Here is a 23541-nt window from a genome sequence, read left to right as displayed (position 1 = left end):
CCTGCCGGAGACCTTATTACTCATGACTATCGCCCGTCGCATTCTGCTGGTCGAGGACGACGCCCACATCGCCGATCTGCTTTCGCTCCACCTTCGGGACGAAGGGCTGGAGGTGGTGCATTGCGCCCGTGGCGATGACGGCCTCGCGCATCTGGAGCGCGGTGGCTGGGATGCGCTGGTGCTGGATCTGATGTTGCCTGGCGTGGACGGCTTGGAGATATGCAGGCGTGCGCGTGCCATGACACGCTACACGCCGATCATCATCATCAGCGCCCGCTCCAGTGAGGTACATCGCATTCTGGGGCTGGAGATCGGCGCGGACGACTATCTGGCCAAGCCGTTTTCCGTTCTGGAACTCGTGGCGCGGGTGAAGGCTCTGCTGCGCCGGGTCGATGCCCTGGCTCAGAGTGCGCGCCTGGAGTCGGGCAGCCTGTTGGTCAATGGGCTGGTCATGGATCCGGTGGCAAGAGATGCATGTCTTAACGGACGCCGTCTCGATCTCACGCCCCGTGAGTTCGATCTTCTGTATTTCTTTGCTCGCCAGTCCGGCAAGGTGTTTTCGCGCATGGACCTGCTCAATGCGGTCTGGGGCTATCAGCACGAGGGTTACGAGCACACCGTCAACACCCATATCAACCGGCTTCGTGCCAAGGTGGAGGTCAATCCAGCACAGCCGACGCGGATCCTCACGGTCTGGGGGCGTGGCTACAAGTTCGCTGAAACTGGAGAGGGCGAATGAACCTGACTCTGACCCAGCGGTTGGCGATCGTGTTTGCCCTGTTGCTCCTGGTCTGCAGCGGTACCTCGGCCTGGCTGCAGCTTCGCTCCAACCGCATGCATGAGCTGGAGGTGGTGCAAGCCTTGTCCCGAGACGTCGCCGAGAGTATTGCTCGCGATGCACAGCTGACCGATGCGAATGGCTTGATGCCTGACGCGGTACGAAATCTCTTCAACCAGCTGATGATGGTGAACCCGAGTGTGGAGGTCTACCTGCTGGAGCCCGACGGCCGCATTGCCGGTCATGCAGCACCCGAGGGGCGTTTGCGTCGCGACCGGGTCGATCTTGAGCCGGTTCATCGATTCATCGATGGACAGATGCTGCCCATTTTGGGGGATGATCCGCGCAGCCGCGATGGCCGCAAGGTCTTCAGTGCGGCCCCTTTGAGCGTAAACGGGCGGCAAGTCGGCTTCATCTATGTGGTGCTGCTTGGTGAGGCCCATGATCTTCTTGCAGCCAGAGGCTCGGCAGATGCGGTGTTGAAGACGGCACTGCTGTCGATTGGCATGGTCGGACTGCTCTGTCTCGCTGCGGGCCTTGTCGCCTTCACCTTGATCACGCGTCCCTTGCGGCGTCTGACCGAGTCGGTTCGGCAGTTTGACATGCATGGCGTTCCTCCCGAGATGCCTGAACGCTCCCCGGATGTGGCCGATCACAGCCGTGACGAGATTGCAGTGCTGGACACTGCCTATCGGCAGATGGTGCTGCGCATCAGCGAGCAATGGGAGGCTCTCACGCGGCAGGATCAGGAGCGCCGGGAATTGATCGCGAATATTTCCCACGATCTGCGCACACCGCTGTCGTCCTTGCATGGGTATCTGGAGACCTTGCTTCTGAAGGATGCTAGCCTGGAGCCTGCAGAGCGCAGGCGCTACCTTGGCATTGCGCTTGACCAGAGTCGAAGGGTGGGGGCCCTGTCCCAAAGCCTGTTCGAGCTGGCCAGGCTGGAATACGGCTTTGTGCAGCCGGAGCTTGAATCATTCTCTCTGGTTGATCTGGTGCAGGACGTTTTCCAGAAGTTCGAGCTTGCGGCAGAGTCGCGCCATATCTCCTTGCAGGCGGACCTTGCCCCTCAACTTCCGGCAGTTCGTGCAGATCTGGGAATGATAGAGCGCGTCCTGAGCAATCTGCTGGATAACGCCCTGCGCTATACCCCCGAAGGCGGGGCGATAAGGATAGCCATAAGAGCCGTAGGCCAAGAGCTGGAGGTGACTATCAGTGACTCCGGCCCAGGCATCCCGCCAGAGTTGCGTGAAGGCCTGTTCAGGCGTCCCTTTACCGTAGGTGGTGCCCGCCGCGACGGAGGCCTGGGCTTGAGAATCGTGCACCAGATGCTGGAGCTGCACGGAGTCTCCATCCATCTTGTCGAGGGTGACGGACAGGGCACCACGTTCCGGTTTTCATTGCCACGGGCTCCAGCTTAGTGTCGACAAAGCGCACCGTCACCTTCCATCTGTTCGCCGTATGGGCAAGTAGTTGGGGGCGAGCCTCGGCACCTCCACTGCCCTGAGTCTGGCAGCACTGCCTCGCATCGTCTTGGGCCCAGAGTGGCAGGCAGTCTTATGTCTTATATCTAAGTGAAAACCCCAGTTGCGCACTCCAATGAAAAACTACGACCTGCTGGTGGGCAAGCTGCTTGCCAGGTACAGATACTTGCCAGCACAACTATTATCAAATTGTTAAGGCGGTATGGGCCGGCTTGAAGAAGGCTCTGGCTCTGCGTACGAGTGCCCGCTTTGCGGGCATTTTCTTTGGGTGTGTGCTTCTTCCAAACTGACCCGAAACCCACCGCTGATTCAAAGAACCTGAACACTCGTTCATTGCGCAACTGGCTGCGCATGGCCGAGGTTCACACGATGTAGGAATCGCACAATGTCCAACTTTTCCCCACCAAGCCGCAGATCCTTTCTGTTCGCCTCCGGTGCTGGCGTCGCACTGGCTGGAACGGCCGTGGCAATGCATGCCAACTCCAAGGAGCCTGCGCTCAAACTGGATGCATACAGGCCCGAGTACTTCAATGCGGACGAGTGGGCCTTTGTTCTGGCGGCAACAGCTCGCCTGATCCCTTCAGAAGGGGATGGACCTGGAGCGATCGAAGCTCATGTGCCGGTGTTCATCGATCGCCAGCTCAAGGGCTACTACGGCAATGCCGAGATCTGGTACATGGAAGGCCCGCACGACCCGGTCGCCACACCCGACCGGGGCTGGCAATCGCCTCTGAACCCTGCGCAGCTCTATCGCAAGGCCATTCCCGCCTTCAATGCGGCTTGCACGGAGCGCTTTGGCAAGGAGTTCAAAAGCCTTGCCACAGAGCAGCAGGACGAAGCTCTGACCGCGCTGCAAAAGGGCGAGATCAAGCTAGACCCTGAACTGAGTCTTTTCTTTGCCACCTTGTTGGCCAATACCAAGGAGGGCTATTTCGCCGACCCCGTGCATGGCGGCAATCACGGCATGCAGTCCTGGAAATACATCGGCTTCCCAGGCGCTCGAGCGAGCTATATGGAGTGGGTGGACCAACACAACAAGAAGTACCCATTGGGACCGGTTTCCATCAAGGGTGAAAGGGCCTGAGTCATGGCACGCATTGAAAAGAAAAAAGACGTAGTCATCGTTGGCCTGGGCTGGACGGGCTCCATCGCCGGCATGGAGCTGGCGGCAGAGGGCCTGGAGATCGTGGCACTGGAGCGCGGCGGCGACCAGAACACGGTGCCTGAGTTCAAGTACCCCAACCAGATCGACGAGCTGACCTATGGCGTGCGCCTGAAGAACATGCAGCACCCGCGTCAGGCGACCGTGACGGTGCGTCGCGACGACAGCGAGATCGCTCTGCCTTACCGTTCGATGGGTTCCTTCCTGCCTGCGAATGGCGTGGGCGGTGCCGGCACGCACTGGAATGGTTTGCTGTGGCGCCCTCAGCCCGAGGAAATCAAGCTGCGCAGCTATGTGAGGGAAAAATGGGGCGAGTCCATCATTCCGGAAGGCATGAACCTGATGGATTACCCCGTCAGCTACGACGAGCTGGAGCCCTTCTTTACCCGGTTTGACGAAGTGGCAGGTGTATCGGGCAAGGCCGGCAATATCAAGGGCCAGATTCAGGCTGGCGGCAACCCGTTTGAAGGCTGGCGCTCGAAAGAGTACCCCATGCCTGCTCTTCCATCGACCTATGACGCCAGCAAGTTCGAAGCCTGTGCCAGGAGCATGGGCCTGCATCCCTTCCCGGCTCCTGCCGGCATTGCGTCCACGTCCTACGTGAACCCCTATGGCATGCAGATGGCTCCCTGCAACTTCTGCGGCTTCTGCGAGCGTTTTGGTTGCTACCAGTACTCCAAGTCCTCGCCCCAGACGGCGGTGCTGGATGCGCTCAAGCGCAAGAAGAATTTCTCCTATCGCACGCACTGCGAGGTTCTGCGAGTGGAAAGCTCGGAAGACGGCAAGACATCAACCGGCGTGACCTACTTTGACTCCAACACGAACGAAGAAGTGTTCCAGCCCGCTGACCTGGTGATTCTGTCGTCCTTTCAGCTCAACAACGTCCACCTGCTGCTGGTCTCAGGCATCGGCAAGCCTTACGATCCCAAGACCGACACCGGGGTGACAGGCAAGAACTACGCCTACCAGATGAATGGTGGCGTGACCCTGTTCTTCAAGGAGGAGAACTTCAATCCCTTCATCGGTCACGGCTCCAACGGCATGTGTATCGACGACTACGGCATCAACCAGAACGACTTCGGCAAGCTGGGCTTCATTGGCGGCGCCTACTGGCGCGTGGGCACCATGAATGGTCAGCCCATCCGTTCCATGCCGTTGCCCAAGGGCACGCCGGGCTGGGGCGCAGGCTGGAAGAAGGGCATTGGCGAGTGGTATGGCCATTCCATGTCGATCGGCACGCACGGCTCGCACATGTCCTACCGCAACAACCATCTTGATCTGGACCCCACCTACAAGGATCCGCATGGTCGTCCCTTGATGCGCATGACCTTCAACTGGCAGGACAACGACATCCGGATGACCCAGTACCAGAAGATCAAGGCCGAGGAGGTGGGCAACGCCTTGAAGCCGGATCTGCTGCAGTCAGGTTTCAAGAATATCGGTGCGAAGTTCGACGTGCGTCCCTACCAGACCACGCACAACACCGGTGGTCACATCATGTCCGACAAGCCCACGGAAGGCGTGGTGAATCGCTATTGCCAGGCCTGGGACAAGCACAACGTGTTCGTCTTCGGTGCCGGCAACTTCGTGCAGAACACCCAGTACAACCCCACCGGCATGGTCGGCGGCCTGGCGTACTGGACGCTGCATGCGATCCGCACCATGTATCTGAAAAACCCACGTCCGCTGGTCTGAGGAGAGCAAGACATGAAGAAAATCCTCAGCATTCTGATTGCGCTGATCGTTCTGGGCGTTGTGGCGGCGCAGGCGCTGATCTACGTCCCTTTCAAGCCCACGCCCGCGAATGAAGCGCTGGCTGCCGACTGGAAGGCAGAAGCCGGCCGCGGCGAATATGTCATGCGTGCCAGTGACTGCATGGCCTGTCATACCGCCAAGGGGGGTGAGCCCATGGCCGGCGGTCGCGGCATTGAAAGCCCCATGGGCACCATCTGGTCCTCCAACATCACGCCGGACAAGGAAACCGGTATCGGCAGCTGGACTCTGGAGCAGTTCCGTGCCGCAATGGTGGACGGCATCGGTGGTCATGGCCAGCAGCTGTACCCGGCCATGCCCTACGAGAACTATCGCTTCATGAAGGAAAGCGATATTCGCGCGCTGTTCGACTACCTCCAGACCGAGGTGAAGCCCGTCAGGAACGAGGTACAGGCCACCAGCCTGAGCTTCCCGTTCAATATGCGCTTCGGCATCCGTGCCTGGAACTGGCTTGCGCTGTCGGGTGACGCAGGCTTCAAGCCCATGGCCGGTGACGATCAGCAGATTCGCGGTCAGTACCTGGTCGAGGGTGCAGGTCACTGTGCCGCCTGTCACAGCCCCCGCACTGCCTTCATGGCGCAGAACGGCACACGCCTGCTCGACTCCGGCTTCCTTGCCGGCGGCATGGTGGACGACTGGTCTGCTCCTGCACTGCGCGGCAAGGATTCGCGTGTTCAGCAATGGACGACCGAGCAGGTAGCCGCCTATCTGGCAACCGGCCGCAACGCCCATGCGGTGGCCAACGGAGAAATGGCGCTGGTGGTCGAGCACTCCATGCAGTACATGACCGATGCCGATTTGAACGCCATGGCCAAGTTCCTCAAGACCATGGACGGCCAGGCCGCAGATGCGGCCCCTGAAAAAGTGGCGACACCGGGTCCGCGCAGCACTGCGGTTGCCAGGGCTGATAAAGCTGGAGAAGCCACGGCGGAACTGCTGAAGTCCGCAGCGCCCGACATGCCTTTGGGTGCTCGCCTGTATCTCGACAACTGCGCAGCCTGCCACTTTGTCAGCGGCAAGGGTGCTCCCGAGATCTTCCCCGAGCTGCAAGGCAATGCCATGGTAGTGGGCAAGGATGCCAGCCCGCTGGTGTCGGTGATTCTCAAGGGCGCTTCCTCGCCCGCTACAGAGCGTCGTCCCATGCATCTGGTGATGCAGGGCTATGCCGACCGCCTGACCGACGGTGAGGTGGCTGCACTGGCCAGCTTCCTGCGCAAGGGCTGGGGCAACCAGGCTTCGGATGTGAGCGAAAGCCTGGTCAGCAAGGTGCGCAAGCACGTACAGGCCGATGCTGCTCCGCAGCGATCCCTGTAAACAGCATGAACATCCGCCAGGTGCCTTGTGCGCCGGGCCGGCTCCCGAAAACCCGGCCCGACGTAAATCCGGCCGGGTTTTTTCATGCAGCTGCCGTTTGCCGAGGCGATTGAGACGTCCAAAAATCAACAGGCCGCACCACTGTGCTTAAGTGATGCGGCCTGTTGCGTATGCGTGTTGCGGATCAACCAACCGGATGCTGACGGTAAACGGCGCGGTATGTTGAATGGTTTTGCTGCGTCGGTAAACGTGCTTCCATGGACTCAAGTGTGCATTTTGCAGTGCAGAAAATGTTGCTTCAAATTCTGCAAATATGCTGTTGCTACAGAAAATTTTTTCGTTATTGGTCTTTTGGCGGTAAATTCAAGGATATGGATACTCTGGATAAAAAGATTCTTGCTGCAATGCAGGCTAACGCGCGTGCCAGTCTGCAAGACATTGGCGCAGCCGTGGGTCTGAGTGCGTCACCATGCTGGGCTCGCATCAAGAAGATGGAGGAGGCCGGCGTGATCGAGGGCTATACCGTGCGTCTGAACCCGCAGGCGCTGGGACTGGCCGATTCGGTTCTGGTCATGGTCACGCTGGACAGCCACTCGGACAACACGCTGGAAAAGTTCGGCGAGGTGCTGGCCACCATTCCCGAAGTGGTGGAAGCGCATCTGGTTTCGGGCGAGTACGACTATCTGCTGCGTATCGTTGTCAAGGACACGCGCGATTACGAGCGCCTGCTGCGCGAGAAGCTCTACAAGATCAAGGGCATACGCCACAGCCAGTCCAGCTTTGTGCTGCGTACGCTGAAAAAAGCCGACCTGCCTCTGGGCGTGTGAAGCGGCACTGCTCTTCGCGGTGCGATCAGTCGCGGCGCGGAGCAGGGGCGCCGCGCAGCCGTCTCAACGCATGGCGCGGCGCAAGGCAGCGCTGCTCCAGTCCACGGCGATGCTCAGCAAGAGCATGGCGATGATCACGGTGCTGGCCTGGGCATAGTGGAACAGCGAAAGCTCGAAGTACAGCAGCTGGCCCAGCCCGCCTGCTCCTACAAAGCCCAGAATCGCCGCCATGCGGATATTCATCTCCCAGCGGTACAGCGTGTACGCCAGCAGTTGCGGCGCAGCGCCAGGCAGGGTGCCATAGCAAAATGCCAGCAGGCTATTGCTGCCGCTGAGCTTGAGCGCATTCGCGGGAGCTGCCGGAGTATTCTGCAAGGCCTCGGCAAACAGGCGGCCCAGCACGCCGGTGGTATGCAGGGACAGGGCCAGCGCACCGGCAAACGGGCCAAGGCCCACGGCCAGCGCAGTGATCGTGGCCCAGACCAGTTCGGGCACCGAGCGCAGCACATTGAGCAGCACATTCCATGGCGCACGCCAGCGCGGCAGGGCCAGCAGCAGGCCAGCGATCGCGGCCAGCAAGGTGCCGACGATGGAGATGGCCAGAGTCTCCCAGATGCCTTGCAGCACCTTGAGCAGCCAGGGCTGGCTTAGATCGGGCGGGAAAAAACCGCGTACAAAGTCGCCCATGCTGGCGGCGGCATCTGCCGTGAACAGCGCCGAGAAATCAATATCCAGAAGCCGCAGGCTGGCCCACAGGGCCGCACAGGCAGCCAGCACAAATGTGCCGGTTCGCCAGCCGAAGGGCAGGGGGCGCGCCGCAGGCGCAGCGTCGAGCGTGCGACGCAGCCACCAGGAAAGCAGATCGGCCGCTGCCACCAGCAGCATGAAGGCCAGCAAAATGCTGGCGGCTTCGCCGCCGTTGAGCATCTTCATGGCCTGATCCATGAGCTGGCCCAGGCCTCCCGCCCCGACAAAGCCCATGACCACCGAGGCACGGATCGCGCATTCCCAGCGGTAGACGGTGTAGGACGTCAGCTCCGTGGCCGCCTGCGGCAGCAGGCCGTAGAGCAGGGCCTGGATACGGCCGGCGCCGCTGGCACGCAGGGCGCGGGCCGGAGCGGGGGCTGTGGATTCGAGAATTTCAGCATAGACCTTGGCCAGCATGCCGCCATAGGTCAGGCCCAGGGCCAGCACACCGGCTGCGGGGCCCAGACCGAAGACGCGCACAAACACCAGAGCCCAGACCAGCTCGGGAATGCCGCGCAGGATGGTGAGCACGCTGCGGGCGATGGGGTTGAGCGTGACCCTCTCGCGCGCCGCGCCCGTGGACAGATAGGCCATGGGTACGGCAATCACGAAGGCCAGCGCCATACCGGCCGTGGCGATGGCCAGGGTCTCCAGCGTGGCCTGACCCAGGTAGGTCAGGAACTCTGCATTGGTTTCGGGCGGCAGAAACTGCGCGAGAAAGCCGCCGATGACTTTGAGATTGTCTACATCGAAAAACGGCCTGAGCGAAAAGCCCGAGGTCTGCAGCATGGGCCAGAGCACGGCCAGCGTCAGGATCAGAGCGCTCAGGCGGCTGCGAGCGGAGGGGTCATGGCGTGATGGCCGGGCTGGATCGGGCATGTCTACCGGCATGCGTTCACCTGGATGGGAGTGGGCGCGGCGCTGACGAGGTCGCTCTGAGCCAGGCGGTTGTGCAGCATGGGCAGGTCGGCCGCTCTGCCATCGGCATGGGCATAGAGCGCTTGCAACTGGGTGTCGCCGACTTGCGCGGCTGGCAGGTCAAAGGCCAGCCGGCCATCGCGCACGCCGACGATGCGGCCAAAGTTGGCCAGAGCCAGATCGACGGCATGCAGGCTGGCCACCAGGGTGGCCTTGCGCGCGGCAGCTTCCTGAACCAGCAATTGCACCGTGGCCTGCGAGAGCGCAGGGTCTAGAGCGGATACAGGCTCGTCGGCCAGAATCAGGCCGGCCTGCTGGTAGAGCACGCGGGCAATGCCCACGCGCTGCAACTGGCCGCCAGAGAGCTGATCGCAGCGTGCAAACAGCTTGTCGTCAAGCTGTACGCGGGCCAGGGCTTGGCGGGCGCCCGCAATGTCCTGCGGGTAGGCCAGCGATGCCAGCGCCTTCCACATCGGCCACTGGCCGAGCTTGCCGGCCAGCACGGCCGTGACCACACGTTGACGCAGTGGAATGGGGGCGGCCTGGTGCACGGTGCCGATGCGGCTGCGCAGGGCCTTGAGTTCGCGGGCTGCGGATTGCGCAGACACGGTCTGGCCCAGCACCTGCATGCGACCTGCCGTGGGCAGGTAGGCTGTGCCTATGGTGCTGAGCAGCGAAGTCTTGCCGGCACCGGAGGGGCCGATGAGCGCAATGCTCTCGCCCTGGGTGGCGTACAAGGAAATATGGGACAGGGCGGTAAAGCCGTTGCTGTGGGTCAGGCCCACATCGTCCAGCATGAAGCTCATGAGACGAATACTCTGAAAACAATAGCTGCCAACGCCTGATATATAAGCGTTGGCAGTCAAAAAAGAGCTGAATTTCTTACTTCAACAAACCGGCGGACTTGGCGGCAGCTTCGATGCCGTCGTAGTTCTTGGAGCCGGTGGCGATGAACTTGGAGGCGCGCTGCAGGTCCATGATGGCCTTGTGCTCTGGCTTGCTGGGGTCCAGTGCCAGGAAGGCAGCGGTCAGCTTCTTGACGATGGCCGGGTCCAGGTCGCCGCGCACTGTCCAGTTGTAGTCAAAGTAGGTGGGCGTCGTGGCGAACACGCGTACCTTGCTGGTGTCCACCTTCTTGGATTCGACCAGCTTGTCCCACACCGAAGTGTTGAGCACGCCGGCCTCGGCCTTGCCTGCGGCTACAAAGGCCACGGTGGCGTCATGCGCGCCCGAGTAGGCCACGGTCTTGAAGTCTTTTTCGGGGTTCAGGCCGTCCTGCTGCAGAAAGAAGCGCGGCATCAGGCTGCCCGAAGTGGAGGAGGGGGCGCCAAAGGCAAAGGTCTTGCCCTTGAGGTCGGCCAGCGTCTTGATGGCGGGGTCGGCCGTGATGAACTTGCTGGTGAAGACCGCATCCTCGGCCCGCTGCACGATGGGGATGGCCGTGCCGTTGGTGCGAATCTTGGCCTGCACATAGGTGAAGCCGCCCAGCCAGGCCAGATCCAGCTTGCGGGTGGCCAGAGACTCGACCACGGCCGCGTAGTCGGAGACGGGGGTGAACACCACCTTCATGCCGGTGGCTTGCGAGAGGTATTCGCCCAGGGGCTTGAACTTGCGCTGCAGCTCGGTCGGTGCCTCGTCGGGAATGGCCGAGACGCGCAGCACCGCGGGGGTGTCTGCATGCGCTACGGACAGCAGGGAGGAGGCGAGAGCTGCCACGGCCAAGCCGCGCAGCGCCTGGCGGCGAGCGAAAGAGTGCGTCATTAAGTGCTCCGTTCAAAAAAGCCACCGCCGTCCGGATACACGGCGGTTTAGTAGGTCGCAAGCGTCTGGCTTGCGACGAATGGGGACCCATAGGCGGTACACCGACCGCTGGCGCTTATTGTTACGTAATTGAGAAACCCTCGGCGCAGTCTTTGCTTGATTTGAATAGCAAAAAGCCCCGTGGGAACGGGGCCTGGCATGAAAGCGACTGCTTGTCTGGAGGGTTCAATACTGCAGATTGAGCTGGTAGATGGCTGTGGTTCCGCTGACCTCGTTGCCCACCATCAGCAGGGGCTTGCCGTTGGGTGACTTGGCTGCGGAAATGAAGTGCAGGCCTTCGGGGCCCAGATCGCCCACATCGCTGAGTGCGGTGCCTGCCAGCGCGGACTTGCTGTCAAAGCCGGCGCTCCAGTTCTCGCGAGTGTTCAGATAGTCGATCTGCTTGGGTGCCTTGGGGTCGGTGATGTCGAACACCAGAATGCCGCCCATGCGTTCCAGGCCCACAAAGACAAAGGTCTTGGTGCCGATCTGGCCCACGGTCAGGCCTTCGGGCTCGGGACCCTTGGCGCTGCTGCGCGCATCGAGCCTGGCCGTTTCGTCATGACCGGTGTTGAAGTAGGCGGCGCAGGCAATGTCACGTTTGGCGCCCAGCTTGCATTCGGGGCTGGCGATGAATTTTTCGATGGCAGCGCCAGAGTCCCAGACCTGCTTGCCCTTGGCATCCCAGATGGAGATGGAGCGACCTCCATAGGCGTATAGCCTGTCATAGGTCAGATATCCCTTGCCATCCTTGACGGGGTTGCCGCTGCTGTCGGTCTGGTAGCCCATGGTCCAGGTGACCTTGAGGCGGCCCAGTTTGTCGTCGTCGCGGCAGGTCTTGGGGTCTGTGCCGACTGCGCCGCACCAGGCAAAGTTGGCGCCACTCAGATAGGCGCCGCTGGCCAGCCTGGCCAGATGAGCGGGCAGGTCGTCGCCCGCACGGCGCAGAAAGCCGTCCTTGTGCACCAGATGCTTGATGCGCCACTCTTCCACAAAGCCCTTGGTCACATCGCCTGCCGCAGCCGGGGTGCCGCTTGTTTTGTCGGCGGCGGTGCCGAAATAGCTTTTGTTGCCTTCACCCCAGGCACGTGCATCGCCTTCGTTGGCCGTGACCAGATAGGTTGCACCGTCTGCGGCCTTGTAGGCGGCGATGGAGTCCGGCTGGAACATGCCGTAGACGTTGGGGGCCCGGGTGATGTCGATGACCGGGCTCTTGCCGTCACTGTCGGCGAAGTCCAGCTCGTTGCCAACAGCGCCATGATCCTTGTAGCCCAGAGCCACCACCTCGTTCACGGTGGCGCTGGCAATGTCCACGATGGCCAGCGCATTGTTTTCCTGCAGTGTCACCCAGGCCGTCTTGCCATCGGGGGCCACGGCGATGTATTCGGGCTCCAGGTCGTTGGCCACGGCGGCCGTTCCCTGGCCGTCTGCGGTCGGGCCGAAGATGCGCACGCCCTTGGCCAGCAACTGGGCCTTCTGGCTGTTGAAGGCCTTGAAGTCGGCAGTGCGAGCCACAGGCTTGGCGGGCGTGCTCACGTCGATCACGCTGATCGAGCCTTCGGGGTCGATCTGGTAGTCATCGCTGGGCTCGCCCTCGTTGGCGACCAGAATGGTCTTGCCGTCGGGGGTGAAGGTCAACATATCGGGCAGGGCGCCCACGGGCACTTCTGCGATCACGCCGAGCTTGTCGGCGTCATAGATGACAACCATGCCCTTGTCCGTCTTGACCGATGCCTGCACGGCTGCGGCCACCAGGCCGCCATGCACGGCCACGCTGTTGATGGAGGCCCCTGCACCCAGCGAGAGCTTGGTGGCATCCAGACTGGCGAGCATGCGCGGTGCGGCGGGGTTGCTCATGTCCAGCACATCCAGCGCACCTTTCTGGGCGTTGACCACAAAGCCGCGCTTGGTGACGGGATCGAAAGCCGTAATTTCGGCGGCGCTCTGCAAAAAAATGCCCGACTGATAGCTGCCGATTTTTTCGAGCAGGAGCGAGACAGGCGTCTTCTCGGGCTCGGGAGCCGGTGCCGGGCCTTCAGGAACCGGAGCAGGTGTTGGGGTGGTGCTGTTCGTGTTGTTGTCGTCACCACCGCAGGCGGTTAGGGCAGCGGCTGCAATCAGGGAAATCAGAAGAGGTTGGCGCAAGGTCTGTGCAGATGTCATTGAGAGTTTGGCAGGTGCAGGAAGAAAACTACGATTTGTAACCAGCCTCTGTTTCATCCCTGTGAAACAGATTCGTGGTCTTTGCACCACAGAGACTGCAAATCGCTTGGCAGCTGCTGTCACAAGCCAATACACTCGCCAGCCATACCCCACTTGCGTTATTCGCTCTCATTTTCGAGGTGCACCATGTCCTGCCGCATTCGTTTGCGCTAAACGACTTCGTCACACGCTGATCTCTCACGTGTGCGCTGCGGTGTGGATATATAACCCCCGGAGGTGCCTGACTCGGGCTGCCTCCTACTTTCCCGTTGCATGTCGCCCTGAGGGGGCACTTGCGCCTTCGCGGTGAGCAAGCCCTTGCCTGGCGTTTCTGACCTGGCTCACGCCTTGGTCCTGCGCTCTTCCACTCCCTGAATCCCGGCCTGTTCTTTGCATGGCGGCCAGGTGTCTTTGTCTTCGCCCGATGGTGGCGGCGAGTGCCGCTTTCGTTGTCCTTGGTTTGTCTGCCATGCCTTTTGGTGCGTGGCTTATTCCCTTTTTGGAAAGCACAACATGACTACTTCCCATTTATTCAATCTGGAGATTCTCAAATATCCTCGCACGCCGCATCTGCGTGGCTCGCGACTGCAGGTCGGTGATCAGGCCGACGCCGTGTCCTATGAAGCCCTGGCCGGCCGCCATATCGTGGTCGAGGAAAAGCTGGATGGCGCCAATGCGGCGCTGAGCTTTGGCGCCGACGGCAGCTTGCTGCTGCAGTCGCGCGGCCACTATCTGCAAGCCGATCAGATGGGCGGGCGCGAGCGTCAGTTCAATGCCTACAAGCAATGGGCCAGAGCCCATGAAGGGGCACTGATGGCCTTGCTGGACGAACGCTATGTGATGTATGGCGAATGGCTGTATGCCAAGCATTCTCTGTACTACGACGCGTTGCCGCATTGGTTTTGCGAGTTCGACGTCTGGGACCGCGTGGCGCAGCAGTTTCTGGATACGCCGCAGCGCCATGCGCTGCTGTCCGGAGTGCCTGTGGTGTCCGTGCCCGTGCTCTACGCCGGTATCGCACCGAGGCGCTTGCAGGATTTGCTGGCATTGCTGACACCGTCCCTGGGGCGCAGTGCGCGCTGGAAGGCGGTGTTCGAGGATCAGGTGCAAAGGCAGAAGTTGGATTTGCCGTTGGCCTGGCGCCAGACCGACAGATCCGAACTTGCCGAAGGTCTGTATATCAAGGTCGAGGAGAACGGCCAGACCGTGGAGCGCTACAAGTTCGTGCGCTCCGACTTCGTGCAGGTGATCCTGGAGTCGGGCTCGCACCACAGCGAGCGGCCCATCGTTGCCAATGGTCTGCGTGCAGGCGTCGATATCTTTGCCAATGTGATCCCGAAAAGCTGGTAGGGCTTTACCAGAAAGCATTGATAGCTATCAAAACCGTAGCTGCGTGATGAAGCTACGGTGAAAGGAGAACTTATGTGGAGCTGGAAACAGATTGCGGCCCTGGTGCCGCATTCCGCTCACGACTCGGTGGACTGGGCGGCCTGCCTGGACGCCTTCCCGCAACTGGAGCTTGCCAAGACCACGCCGCAGGACCCGCACTACCATGCCGAAGGCGATGTCTGGACGCATACGCAGATGGTGGTGACCGAGTTGCTGCAGGACAGCGACTATGCACGGCTCACCAACGAGGAGCGCGAGACCGTCTTTCTGGCTGCGCTGCTGCACGATGTGGCCAAGTGCTCGACCACGCAGATAGCCGACGACGGCCGCATCTCGCAGCCCGGCCATTCACGCAGGGGCGCGCTGGATGTGCGGCTCATGCTCTGGGAGGCGGGCGCGCCTGTGGCTCGGCGGGAGGCGGTCTGCCGCCTGATTGCGGTGCATCAGGTGCCTTTCTTCGCCTTTGCCGATTCGCGCCGAGGCGTCTCGCCCGAGTTCGTGGTTCGTGAGCTGTCCTGGCAGGTCGATCTGCATTTGCTGGTGCTGCTGGCCCGGGCCGATATTCGCGGCCGCATCTGCCCCGATGTGGGCAATGTGCTGGTGAATATCGAGCTGTTCAGGGAGCTGGCGCTGGAAGAGGGCTGTTTGCGCAAGCCGCGCAGCTTTGCTTCGGCCGAGACGGCAGTACGCTATTTCCGCGGTGCCGAGCTGCACCCGGACTACGCCTTGCATGAAGAGCCGGGCTCGCGCGTCATCGTCATGTGCGGTCTGCCTGCATCAGGCAAGAACCACTGGGTTGCCCAGCATCATCCGGGCTTGCCTGTGGTGTCGTTCGACGATGCGCGCACTGAGCTGGGCCTGCGCCATGGCGAGAACGAGGGCGCTGCTGCCCACCGAGCCGTGGACAAGGCCAAGAGCCTGCTGCGCGCCAAGGCTGCCTTTGTCTGGAACGCCACGCATCTGTCCAGGCAGATGCGCGGCAAGACGCTGGACCTGTGCCTGGCCTATGGTGCACAGGTGGAGCTGGTGCATCTGGAGGCCACCCGGTCCACCTTGCTGGCGCGCAACAGCAAGCGCGACACCACACTCGGTAATGCCGCATTGCTGGGCATGTTGCACAGATGGGAGGTGCCATTGCCGACCGAAGCGCATGGGCTGCAACTGCTGGCCAACGAGTAGTTCAAGCCAAAACAAAAAAGGCCTGGATATTTCCAGGCCTTTTTTGAGGGGTGAGATGGCGCGTTCAAGGCCGCTGCATGGCTTGTGGGTAGCCCTTGGGATTGAAGCGTGTCACCAGCAGGCAGACCAGCGCCGCCACACCGGCCTGATAGAGCCAGCCGGCCGTCCAGCTACCGCTGATCTGGTGCAATTGCGCCATGACCAGAGGGGCCAGTGCGGCGAGGATGAAGCCGCCTCCCTGCATCAGCGAGTTCAGGGCGCCGGCCTGTGTGGGCGAGGGAAGATGGTCCAGCGCCACCAGCATGAAGAGCGAAAAACAACCGCCAAGACCCAGCCCCAGCACGATGGCATTGAGCGTGGGAATGGCATCGGGCCAGAGTCCGAGGCCGGCAAAGCCGATGATCTGCAGCAGCAAGGCCAGCACAACCCAGGAGCGACGGTCCAGACTGCTGCGCGCCAGGGCGGGCATGGCCAGCGCCGATGCGGCCTGTGCAATCGACAGAATGGCCAGCAGCGAGCCGCTTTGCGTGGCCGTCCAGCCATGGGTTTGATAGAACGGAGCAAGCCAGGCGACGGTGGAGCCATAGCCGCCGTTCATCAGGCCAAAACTGATCAGCAGCAGCCAGGTGCGGCCGCGGTGCAGCAGCCAGCCAGTGTCGCTGTCGGCTTGTATCGGGGGCGCGGAGGGTGCAGGGGCAACGGGCTCGCGCATCAGGGTCAGCGCATGCCAGGCCAGCGGCAATGCCAGCAGCACCGGAATGGTCCAGATGGCCAGCGAAGCCTGCCAGCTCAGACCCAGCTGCATGGCCACTGGCGAGAGCTGGGCGCTGAGGGCACCGCCGCCCATGAGCGCCGCCGAATACAGACCCATCATGGGCGCCACGTTGTGGGGAGACTGGCGCTTGATCAGCCCCGGCAGAATGCTTTGTGCCAGCGCCACGCCCGCGCCGCAGAGGCCGGCCGTGACGATCAGAAGACTGCCGGTCGCAGCTCCTGCAGGCGTCAGGCGCAGGGCGCAGCCCAGCGCGATCAGCAGCAGCGAGGTGCAGATGGCGGCGCGCGCCCCCCAGCGTCGCAATGCCGTGGGAGCGAGCCAGCCACCAATGCCCATCAGCGCCATGGGCAGCAGCGTGAGCCAGGAAAAGCTGCGCAAATCCATGCCCGTGGCCTGCTGTATGGTCGGTGCCAAGGGACCCGGAGCCGTCAGAAAGGGGCGCAGATTGATGGTGACGAGTATCACCACGGCCAGCCACAGCAATGGCGGCACGCGGTGTGTTCGGGAGGATGTCGATGTCATGAAGCTCGGGGGCTGGCTGCGCTGCGGCGCGCCGGTGCGCGCGCCGCTCGCCCTGGGCAGCCCGGTTTGTTGTTATGGTTTTGGCGGCAACGAGGATCAGGCGTCTGGCCAGGCCTCATCCCCATAGAGCTGGGCCGCGCGGATGCCGATGTCGATGCGGGTGATGGGCAGCGGCTGCGGCGTCAGCGACAGGCGCAGACGCTGGTAGCTGCTCTCGCTGGACAGACCATAGGGCGCGGCGTCTTGGTTGTCGAAGGCGAAGAACACCTGCTCGGCGCCATTCATGACCAGGGCTGCCAGGCACATGGGACAGGGGTGGCCGCTGGCATAGATGGACAGGCCCGCAAGGCTGGGATTGGCGCGCTGCTGCGTGCCCGCGCGTATGGCCTGCATTTCGGCATGGGTGCTGGGGTCGTGGCTGGCAATAATTTCGTTGACGCCGGTGGCAACGACTTCATTTCCCTGGGCGAGCACGGCGCCGAACGGGCGCCCGCCCTTGAGGCGGTTGGCATGGGCCAGATCCACGGCCAGGCGCATCAGTTGTTGTGGGGTGGCGGAAGTTGGGCTCATGACTAAGAAAGATATGGCGGCGAGCGCCGGATGCTTGATGCATCAGCGTCGAGGTATTGTGTTTGAAAGGGGCGGGGCGGGGCCCGGCGCCGTGCAGCGTACACCTGCACGGCCATGCCGCTACCCGCCCTCAGAGCAAAGCTTATTTGCTCTGAGGACGCTGGCGCCCTATTAGTTCCACCCAGGCCGAGCAGGCGAGCTCGACTTGCTGGCGTGCCGCCGGGCTGGCAGCCAGCAAGCGCGCAAAGCCGTGAACCATGGCCGGCGCGCGCAAAAGCTGCAGCGGTGCGCCCAGGGCCTGGGCTGCGTGGGCAAAGGCTTCGGCCTCGTCGCGCAGAATATCGTGGCTGGCCGTCATCAGCAGCGTGGGCGGCAAAGCGGCGATGGCTGCGCTGCAGCAGCCCGGCGTCAGCCATTGCGCGGCCAGGCCCTCGGGCCGGCCGAGTTCCTGCCAGTAGCGCTGCATGGCCGCCGGTGTGAGCCCGAAGCCTGCGTCAAAGCTGCGCATGCTGTCATTGTCCTGATCAGGCTCAAGCGGCGGGTAGAGCAGCAGCAGGCCTGCAATGCGGGCCGCATCGGTAGGTTGCTGAATCTGGCGCACCGCTGCTGCCAGTGCCAGATGGGCGCCAGCGCTATCGCCGCCAAGCAGGACCTGCTCAGCCGCAAAAGGCAGCAGCCCGCGCATATCGCTCAGCCACTGAAGCACGGCCATCACGTCGTCCAGCGGTGCGGGAAATCGGCTCTCCGGCGTGCGGCGGTAATGCACAGACAGCACGGTATGGCCGGTGAACTGGGCCAGATGCTCGCACAGGTCGTCATGGGTGTTGAGATCGCCTACCATCCAGCCGCCGCCATGCAGCCAGACCAGCGTCCGGCCGCTGCCCGTACCTTGCTTGCGATAGCTGCGCACGCAGATCTCGCGGCCCTCGGCGGCCACAAAATGCTCGGTCCTGGAAATGCCGGGCAGGGCGGAGCGAATCAGCCCGGCCTGCAGCTCGCTGAGCAGACGCCGGCGTTGCACATAGTCGAGTTGCGGGGTCGGCGTGTCCGCGTCGAGCCGGGCAAAGCGCTGTAAGGTGCGTGCCAGAGCCGGGTCCACGGGCTGCAGAGGCAAGCCGTGGAGATTGTCTGTACCGCCGTTCATGGTTGCTGGGTCGCTGTCAGCGCCGGCGCGCGGTAGACCATGACCTTGAGGCTGCGTTCTTCATCCACATCGGCAAAAACGGCCGGGTTGGCCAGGCGCTCGACAAACTGCAGCTCGGGAGCGATTTCCGCCATCTGCTCGCGCAGGAAGGCCGTGCCCAGCTCAGGTGCGTTCAGGCACAGCAGGACCTGGCCGCCAGGCACCAGCAAATCGGGCAGGCGGCGCATCAGGCGTGCATAGTCCTTGGTGGCGATGAAGCTGCCTTTCTGGTAGCTGGGCGGGTCCACGACGATCAGGTCGTAAGGTCCGCTGCGGTTGATCTTGCCCCAGCTGCTGAAAATATCGTGGGCGGCAAAGCTGGCGCCAGCCTTGACGCCGTTGAGCTGATGGTTGTGCTGGCCGGTGGCCAGTGCGCCCTTGCTCATGTCCATATTGAGAACCTGGCCCGCGCCGGCCAGCTTGGCCACGACCGAGAACGCACAGGTATAGGCAAACAGATTGAGCACTTTCATGCGCGCGGGCCGCTCATGGGCCAGCACCTGCCGGCGCACCCAGTCTCGGCCGGCAGCCATGTCGAGGAACAGGCCGTGGTTCTGCCCGCGCGTGATATGGATCAGATAGCGGGCGCCGTTCTCGGTCACCACATGCGGCTCGGGCAGCTCGCCGGCCATGACGCGGGTTTCGACCTTGCCGCCGCTTTCGCGGGTCTGGAAGGCCCAGGTCAGAGGCTGTCCGGCCGGGGCGATCTGCTGCCAGCGCTGCTCCAGTGCCTGACCGATCTGGCTCAGCTGGGCCTCCTCCATGGGGGCAAAGCTGGTCAGCACGATGACGGGCGCAAAAGCATCCAGCGAGATCTGCTCGCAGCCCGGATACCGCCCGCCGCGGCCATGAAAGATGCGCTGGGCATCGGTGGGGAAGGGCATCTGGGCAATGGCGGCTAGCAGGGCTTGCATGGATAGAGAGCAGTCACACGGTCAAACAAGTCGCCAGTGTAGGCATTGCAGCGAGCTCCGGTGGTCAGGGCGGCACATGTCCCTTGCAATGCTTGGCGGCCTCCGGACTCGCGCCGCCCGCGTCCGTTCACTCAGTGGTAGATGCGCCGCACATCGAAAAAACAGCTTTCGGTGCCGCCAATGCCTTGCAGGCCGGCTTCGGCAGCGGCGCGGGCGGCTTTCATCCAGCGCTGGAAGGTGAGCTTGGCGTCATCGGTGATTTCCTCGGGCGGGGTGTCCTCCAGGCCTTGCACCAGCGACAGGGCTTGTCCGACCTGTTCCTCTCCGCCGAGCTGGCGGGCCAGTACACGCGCATAGCGTGCCTCGGCCTGCTGGCGCTTGTCCTCGGGCAGCTCGGGGTAGTCGCAAAGAGAGACGGTGAAATGGGCTTCTTGCATGTCCGTATATCCACAGTGTTTTGACTGTTTAAATATACAGTAATTAACTGTTTTTGTATCCAGTTCTTGAGAATTTTTTAAGCCCCCCCTCTGGCTGCGTTTTGTAGACTGTGGCCATGAATCACGCTGCTTCGTTGCCATTTCCCGGTCATGCCCTGTTTGTCACGCGCATCGGTGCCTGTGGACTGGCCTGGAATGCCGCTGCCGTCTGCGCCGTGCAATTGCCCGAGGCCAGCTGGGGCGAGACCAGGGAGCGCATGCTGCTGGGCCTGTCCAAACGCCATGCGCTGCAGCCGCAGCGCGGGCTTGCGGCATATGGCGCCGTGGCCTCCATCTCCGCTGTTCCAGGCTTTGCCGTGCAGGCCATGGCCGGGGTTCAGTGTTTGCTGGCCGGAGTGAATGCGCAGATCGAGCCGGGCTGGGCGCAGCCCAGCGCAGAGGCCGTGGCTGCCGGCGTGCTGGGAGATATGCGGCAGCAGAGGGTGCAAGGCGCAGTTGGTGTTCTGCCTGACTTGCAGGAGATTGCACTCGACGAGTTCGCCGTGCCTGCATTTCATTGCCGGGTCTATGCCTTCACGCGCGCCCTGGCGCCAGGGCGGACCAGCACTTATGGCGAAGTCGCGGCAGCGCTGGGTGAGGCCGGTGCTGCGCGCGCCGTGGGCCAGGCTCTGGGTGCGAATCCATTTGCGCCGATTGTTCCCTGCCATCGGGTGCTGGCGGCAGGGCGGGCACCGGGCGGCTTCTCGGGCGGTCAGGGCGCTTTGACCAAGCTGCGCATGCTGGAGATCGAAGGCGGGGCCTGGGGCGGCACGCAGTCGCTGTTTGCCGATTGAAGGCGCCCGGATGAGCTTCGCCTGGCGGCTGCCGGCAGACCCTGCAAGCCGCGCCAGCGTGGGCTCTGCCACCTGCGGGACAGCGCCGACACGCAGGTGACAACAACGGGCTGGAGGCGCCCGCACAATTCATGCAGCTTTTGACGGGCAGGCCTTGCAAGGCACTGCGCACCCGGTTTGAACCTTGAAAACAAACAGGAGACATGAGAATGACACGTACGGTGCAGCAACTTTTCGATCTCTCGGGCAAGACGGCCCTGGTGACCGGCGGCTCGCGTGGCCTGGGTCTGCAGATGGCGCATGCGCTGGGCGAGGCCGGCGCGAAGATTCTGCTGAGCTCGCGCAAGGCCAAGGATCTGGAAGAGGCCGCAGCCGAACTCAAGGCCGCTGGCATAGAGGCCGACTGGATTGCCGCCGACTGCTCGGACGAGGCCGATATCACACGCCTGGCCAAGGAGGCCGTGCAGCGTCTCGGCCATGTGGACATTCTGATCAACAATGCCGGAGCCAGCTGGGGTGCTCCTGCCGAGGACCACCCGACAGCGGCCTGGGACAAGGTGATGAACCTGAATGTACGCGGCTATTTTCTGCTGAGCCAGCAGATCGCCCGCCTGTCCATGCTGGAGCGCAAGAGCGGCCGCATCATCAATCTGGCCTCGATCGCCGGCCTGGGCGGCAATCCCACGGGCATGAAGACCATTGCCTACAACACCTCCAAGGGCGCCGTCATCAATTTCACGCGCGCGCTGGCCGGCGAGTGGGGCGAGCACGGCATCACCGTCAACGCCATCTGCCCGGGCTTTTTCAAGACCAAGATGGCGGCCGTGCTGATCGAGACGCTGGGCGAGGACGAAATGCGCTCCCATGCCCCGCTGCGCCGCCTGGGTGACGATGAGGATCTCAAGGGGCTGACGCTGCTCTATGCCAGCGACGCCGGCAAGCACATCACGGGCCAGTGGATGGCGGTGGATGGCGGTGTGAGCGCTCTGGTCGGTGGTTGATGGTGGCGGATGAAGGGTGAGTCATGTTTTTTGTGGGGCGCAGCATTCTGAGGCTGTCCGCCGCGCTTACATTCACGGTTTTGCTGCTGCGGTCTGCGGCGCATCACTCTTCTGAAAGGTTTCGCGGTGTTGTCATTTGGTCCTGAGATTCCCTTTGTGCATGAGCTGGGCTTCACACTCCACAAGATGGAGAACGGTGAGTCCGAGCTGCACTTCACACCGCGTCCCGAACATCTGAATTCCTTCGGCATCACCCATGGCGGAGCCTCGATGACACTGATGGATGTGACCATGGCCGTGGCTGCGCGCAGCGTGGATTTCGATCTGGGCGTGGTCACCATCGAGATGAAAACCTCGTTCATGCAGGCGGCCAATGGCCCGCTGGTGGGCAAGGGCGTGCTGCTGCATCGCACCGGCACCATGGCTTTTACCGAAGGCCGCATCTACGATGCACAGGGCCGACTCTGCGTACATGCCACGGGCACCTTCAAGTACATGAAGCGCAAGCACAAGGCGGACGGCGAGTTGCAGGCTTTGGCCACAGATTGAGATAGATAGGCTGCTACTTTTTGATGAGCAGGTCGCGCTTTTTCAATCTGTGTTTGAGATGAAAAATGCTTTCAGATCCTTGGTGATAAGGCGATGATAGCTATCAAATTGAAGTTCAAATAGGAGACAGGTATGACGGTCAATCAGCAAATCCTTCTGGACAACCGCCCCCAGGGCGAGGCGGTGGAGAGCAATTTCAAGCTGGTGCAGTCGCCGCTGCCCACGGTGGGCGAGGGCCAGGTGCTGGTGCGCCACCACTATCTGAGCCTGGACCCTTACATGCGCGGCCGCATGAATGACTCCAAGAGCTATGCCCAGCCCCAGCCGCTGGGCGAGGTCATGCAGGGTGGCACGGTAGGCGAGATTGTCGAAAGCCGCCACCCCAAGTTCAAGGCCGGCGACAAGGTGGTCGGCATGGGTGGCTGGCAGGAGTACTCGCTGCTCGATCCCAGCGTGCCCGGCGCGCTGCGCAAGGTCGACACCACCCATGTGCCGCTGTCCTACTATCTGGGTGCCGTGGGCATGCCGGGCGTGACGGCCTGGTATGGCCTGGTCAAGATCATCAATCCCAAGGCCGGTGAAACCATGGTCGTCAGCGCCGCGACCGGTGCCGTGGGCAGCGCCTTTGTGGCGCTGGCCAAGGCGCGCGGCTGCCGCGTGGTGGGCATTGCGGGGGGCGGCGAGAAATGCCGCTACGCCGTGCATGAGCTGGGCTTTGATGCCTGCATCGATTACCGCGAGCACCCCGATGTCAAGACCATGGCCAAGGCCTTGAAGGATGCCTGCCCGAACGGCATCGATGGCTATTTCGAGAACGTGGGCGGCTATATCTTCGATGCCGTGTTGCTGCGCACCAATGCCTTTGCGCGTGTGGCCCTGTGCGGAATGATTGCCGGCTATGACGGCCAGCCCCTGCCGCTGGCCAACCCGGCGCTGCTGCTGGTCAACCGCATCAAGCTCGAAGGCTTTATCGTCAGCGAGCACATGGAAGTCTGGGGTGAGGCCCTGACCGAGCTGGGCGGCCTGGTGGCTGCCGGCAAGCTCAAGCCGCGCGAGACGATTTCCCAAGGTCTGGCCTCGGCGCCCGGCGCGTTTCTGGGCCTGCTCAAGGGCAAGAACTTTGGCAAGCAGCTGGTGAAGCTGCTCTAACCCCTGAGGCGCTTTGCCTGGGCGGCCCCGCG

At 62.4% G+C, this 23541-nt stretch carries 21 protein-coding genes; 12 read left to right on the top strand and 9 right to left on the bottom strand.

Annotated features, from left to right (window positions below):
- Positions 1-22 precede the first annotated feature (22 nt).
- The 6 genes from NOX35_RS15060 (at position 23) to NOX35_RS15035 (ending at position 7341) form a co-directional block, all read left to right on the top strand.
- Positions 23-739 carry a response regulator transcription factor gene (locus NOX35_RS15060; RefSeq protein ID WP_256493811.1) on the top strand — a complete coding sequence of 239 codons (717 nt, stop codon included), beginning with the start codon at positions 23-25 and terminating at the stop codon, positions 737-739.
- Positions 736-2202: a HAMP domain-containing sensor histidine kinase gene (locus NOX35_RS15055; protein WP_182283059.1), complete on the top strand. Its 1467-nt coding sequence runs from the start codon at positions 736-738 to the stop codon at positions 2200-2202. Before NOX35_RS15060 ends, NOX35_RS15055 begins: the two co-directional genes overlap by 4 nt.
- A 448-nt stretch (positions 2203-2650) precedes the next feature.
- Complete coding sequence (locus tag NOX35_RS15050) at positions 2651-3349, top strand: gluconate 2-dehydrogenase subunit 3 family protein (RefSeq protein WP_182283058.1); 699 nt, start codon at positions 2651-2653, stop codon at positions 3347-3349.
- A 3-nt stretch (positions 3350-3352) separates the two neighbouring features.
- Positions 3353-5122, top strand: a complete 1770-nt coding sequence (locus NOX35_RS15045) for a GMC family oxidoreductase (RefSeq protein ID WP_182283057.1) — start codon at positions 3353-3355, stop codon at positions 5120-5122.
- A gap of 12 nt (positions 5123-5134) precedes the next feature.
- A complete protein-coding gene (locus NOX35_RS15040; protein WP_256493810.1) occupies positions 5135-6514 on the top strand; it encodes a cytochrome c in 1380 nt (459 codons plus the stop codon).
- Positions 6515-6885: 371 nt separating this feature from the next.
- Positions 6886-7341 (top strand): Lrp/AsnC family transcriptional regulator, encoded by a 456-nt coding sequence (locus tag NOX35_RS15035; RefSeq protein ID WP_256493809.1) that lies wholly within the window; start codon positions 6886-6888, stop codon positions 7339-7341.
- Positions 7342-7404: 63 nt separating this feature from the next.
- Here the strand turns inward: NOX35_RS15035 and phnE are convergent, their stop codons facing one another.
- The 4 genes from phnE to NOX35_RS15015 all read right to left on the bottom strand — a co-directional run bounded on the left by phnE (position 7405) and on the right by NOX35_RS15015 (position 12951).
- Positions 7405-8979, bottom strand: a complete 1575-nt coding sequence (gene phnE / locus NOX35_RS15030) for a phosphonate ABC transporter, permease protein PhnE (protein ID WP_256493808.1) — start codon at positions 8977-8979, stop codon at positions 7405-7407.
- On the bottom strand, positions 8970-9812 hold the full coding sequence (locus NOX35_RS15025) for a phosphonate ABC transporter ATP-binding protein (protein WP_256493807.1): 843 nt from the start codon (positions 9810-9812) through the stop codon (positions 8970-8972). The genes phnE and NOX35_RS15025 overlap by 10 nt, the downstream gene beginning before the upstream one ends.
- Before the next feature lie 76 nt (positions 9813-9888).
- Positions 9889-10767 carry a putative selenate ABC transporter substrate-binding protein gene (locus NOX35_RS15020; RefSeq protein WP_182283052.1) on the bottom strand — a complete coding sequence of 293 codons (879 nt, stop codon included), beginning with the start codon at positions 10765-10767 and terminating at the stop codon, positions 9889-9891.
- Positions 10768-10992: 225 nt separating this feature from the next.
- Positions 10993-12951, bottom strand: coding sequence for a choice-of-anchor I family protein (locus NOX35_RS15015; protein ID WP_256493806.1), 1959 nt, complete (start codon positions 12949-12951; stop codon positions 10993-10995).
- 570 nt (positions 12952-13521) lie between these two features.
- Here NOX35_RS15015 and NOX35_RS15010 point away from each other — a divergent pair.
- The gene (locus tag NOX35_RS15010; RefSeq protein ID WP_256493803.1) at positions 13522-14358 is read left to right on the top strand and encodes an RNA ligase family protein; all 837 of its coding nucleotides are present in this window, start codon (positions 13522-13524) and stop codon (positions 14356-14358) included.
- A 72-nt stretch (positions 14359-14430) separates the two neighbouring features.
- Positions 14431-15576: an AAA family ATPase gene (locus NOX35_RS15005; protein WP_256493801.1), complete on the top strand. Its 1146-nt coding sequence runs from the start codon at positions 14431-14433 to the stop codon at positions 15574-15576.
- Between the two features lie 64 nt (positions 15577-15640).
- Here NOX35_RS15005 and NOX35_RS15000 read toward each other — a convergent pair whose 3' ends face one another.
- The 5 genes from NOX35_RS15000 to NOX35_RS14980 all read right to left on the bottom strand — a co-directional run bounded on the left by NOX35_RS15000 (position 15641) and on the right by NOX35_RS14980 (position 19977).
- Positions 15641-16873, bottom strand: a complete 1233-nt coding sequence (locus NOX35_RS15000) for a cyanate transporter (RefSeq protein ID WP_256493799.1) — start codon at positions 16871-16873, stop codon at positions 15641-15643.
- A 96-nt stretch (positions 16874-16969) separates the two neighbouring features.
- Positions 16970-17410 (bottom strand): nucleoside deaminase, encoded by a 441-nt coding sequence (locus NOX35_RS14995; protein WP_256496930.1) that lies wholly within the window; start codon positions 17408-17410, stop codon positions 16970-16972.
- Positions 17411-17585: 175 nt separating this feature from the next.
- Positions 17586-18587 (bottom strand): alpha/beta hydrolase fold domain-containing protein, encoded by a 1002-nt coding sequence (locus NOX35_RS14990; protein WP_182283047.1) that lies wholly within the window; start codon positions 18585-18587, stop codon positions 17586-17588.
- Positions 18584-19540 (bottom strand): class I SAM-dependent methyltransferase, encoded by a 957-nt coding sequence (locus tag NOX35_RS14985; protein ID WP_256493796.1) that lies wholly within the window; start codon positions 19538-19540, stop codon positions 18584-18586. The genes NOX35_RS14990 and NOX35_RS14985 overlap by 4 nt, the downstream gene beginning before the upstream one ends.
- A gap of 131 nt (positions 19541-19671) precedes the next feature.
- Entirely contained in the window at positions 19672-19977 is a 306-nt protein-coding gene (locus NOX35_RS14980) for a hypothetical protein (RefSeq protein ID WP_012838710.1), read from the bottom strand.
- A gap of 116 nt (positions 19978-20093) precedes the next feature.
- On the opposite strand from NOX35_RS14980, the gene NOX35_RS14975 reads away from it, so the two are divergent.
- From NOX35_RS14975 to NOX35_RS14960, 4 genes are all read left to right on the top strand, one after another.
- Entirely contained in the window at positions 20094-20810 is a 717-nt protein-coding gene (locus NOX35_RS14975; RefSeq protein ID WP_182283045.1) for a methylated-DNA--[protein]-cysteine S-methyltransferase, read from the top strand.
- A 209-nt stretch (positions 20811-21019) separates the two neighbouring features.
- Positions 21020-21811, top strand: coding sequence for an SDR family oxidoreductase (locus NOX35_RS14970; protein WP_003062433.1), 792 nt, complete (start codon positions 21020-21022; stop codon positions 21809-21811).
- Positions 21812-21937: 126 nt separating this feature from the next.
- Positions 21938-22360 (top strand): PaaI family thioesterase, encoded by a 423-nt coding sequence (locus tag NOX35_RS14965; protein WP_256493792.1) that lies wholly within the window; start codon positions 21938-21940, stop codon positions 22358-22360.
- Positions 22361-22492: 132 nt separating this feature from the next.
- Positions 22493-23509 (top strand): NADP-dependent oxidoreductase, encoded by a 1017-nt coding sequence (locus tag NOX35_RS14960; protein WP_182283043.1) that lies wholly within the window; start codon positions 22493-22495, stop codon positions 23507-23509.
- Positions 23510-23541: the final 32 nt, after the last annotated feature.

It is taken from the genome of Comamonas sp. C11, from assembly GCF_024496285.1.
GTDB classification, from domain to species: domain Bacteria; phylum Pseudomonadota; class Gammaproteobacteria; order Burkholderiales; family Burkholderiaceae_C; genus Comamonas; species Comamonas testosteroni_F.
Note: the sequence above shows the minus strand (reverse complement) of the source record. Positions and strands in the feature narration are given on the sequence as shown.

Excerpts from the sequence above, each read along its gene's own strand:
- NOX35_RS15060 (WP_256493811.1), top strand. The coding sequence starts at position 23 with ATGACTATCGCCCGTCGCATTCTGCTGGTCGAGGACGACGCCCACATC.
- NOX35_RS15055 (WP_182283059.1), top strand. The coding sequence starts at position 736 with ATGAACCTGACTCTGACCCAGCGGTTGGCGATCGTGTTTGCCCTGTTG.
- NOX35_RS15050 (WP_182283058.1), top strand. The coding sequence starts at position 2,651 with ATGTCCAACTTTTCCCCACCAAGCCGCAGATCCTTTCTGTTCGCCTCC.
- NOX35_RS15045 (WP_182283057.1), top strand. The coding sequence starts at position 3,353 with ATGGCACGCATTGAAAAGAAAAAAGACGTAGTCATCGTTGGCCTGGGC.
- NOX35_RS15040 (WP_256493810.1), top strand. The coding sequence starts at position 5,135 with ATGAAGAAAATCCTCAGCATTCTGATTGCGCTGATCGTTCTGGGCGTT.
- NOX35_RS15035 (WP_256493809.1), top strand. The coding sequence starts at position 6,886 with ATGGATACTCTGGATAAAAAGATTCTTGCTGCAATGCAGGCTAACGCG.
- phnE (WP_256493808.1), bottom strand. The coding sequence starts at position 8,979 with ATGCCGGTAGACATGCCCGATCCAGCCCGGCCATCACGCCATGACCCC.
- NOX35_RS15025 (WP_256493807.1), bottom strand. The coding sequence starts at position 9,812 with ATGAGCTTCATGCTGGACGATGTGGGCCTGACCCACAGCAACGGCTTT.
- NOX35_RS15020 (WP_182283052.1), bottom strand. The coding sequence starts at position 10,767 with ATGACGCACTCTTTCGCTCGCCGCCAGGCGCTGCGCGGCTTGGCCGTG.
- NOX35_RS15010 (WP_256493803.1), top strand. The coding sequence starts at position 13,522 with ATGACTACTTCCCATTTATTCAATCTGGAGATTCTCAAATATCCTCGC.
- NOX35_RS15005 (WP_256493801.1), top strand. The coding sequence starts at position 14,431 with ATGTGGAGCTGGAAACAGATTGCGGCCCTGGTGCCGCATTCCGCTCAC.
- NOX35_RS15000 (WP_256493799.1), bottom strand. The coding sequence starts at position 16,873 with ATGACATCGACATCCTCCCGAACACACCGCGTGCCGCCATTGCTGTGG.
- NOX35_RS14995 (WP_256496930.1), bottom strand. The coding sequence starts at position 17,410 with ATGCGCCTGGCCGTGGATCTGGCCCATGCCAACCGCCTCAAGGGCGGG.
- NOX35_RS14990 (WP_182283047.1), bottom strand. The coding sequence starts at position 18,587 with ATGAACGGCGGTACAGACAATCTCCACGGCTTGCCTCTGCAGCCCGTG.
- NOX35_RS14985 (WP_256493796.1), bottom strand. The coding sequence starts at position 19,540 with ATGCAAGCCCTGCTAGCCGCCATTGCCCAGATGCCCTTCCCCACCGAT.
- NOX35_RS14980 (WP_012838710.1), bottom strand. The coding sequence starts at position 19,977 with ATGCAAGAAGCCCATTTCACCGTCTCTCTTTGCGACTACCCCGAGCTG.
- NOX35_RS14975 (WP_182283045.1), top strand. The coding sequence starts at position 20,094 with ATGAATCACGCTGCTTCGTTGCCATTTCCCGGTCATGCCCTGTTTGTC.
- NOX35_RS14970 (WP_003062433.1), top strand. The coding sequence starts at position 21,020 with ATGACACGTACGGTGCAGCAACTTTTCGATCTCTCGGGCAAGACGGCC.
- NOX35_RS14960 (WP_182283043.1), top strand. The coding sequence starts at position 22,493 with ATGACGGTCAATCAGCAAATCCTTCTGGACAACCGCCCCCAGGGCGAG.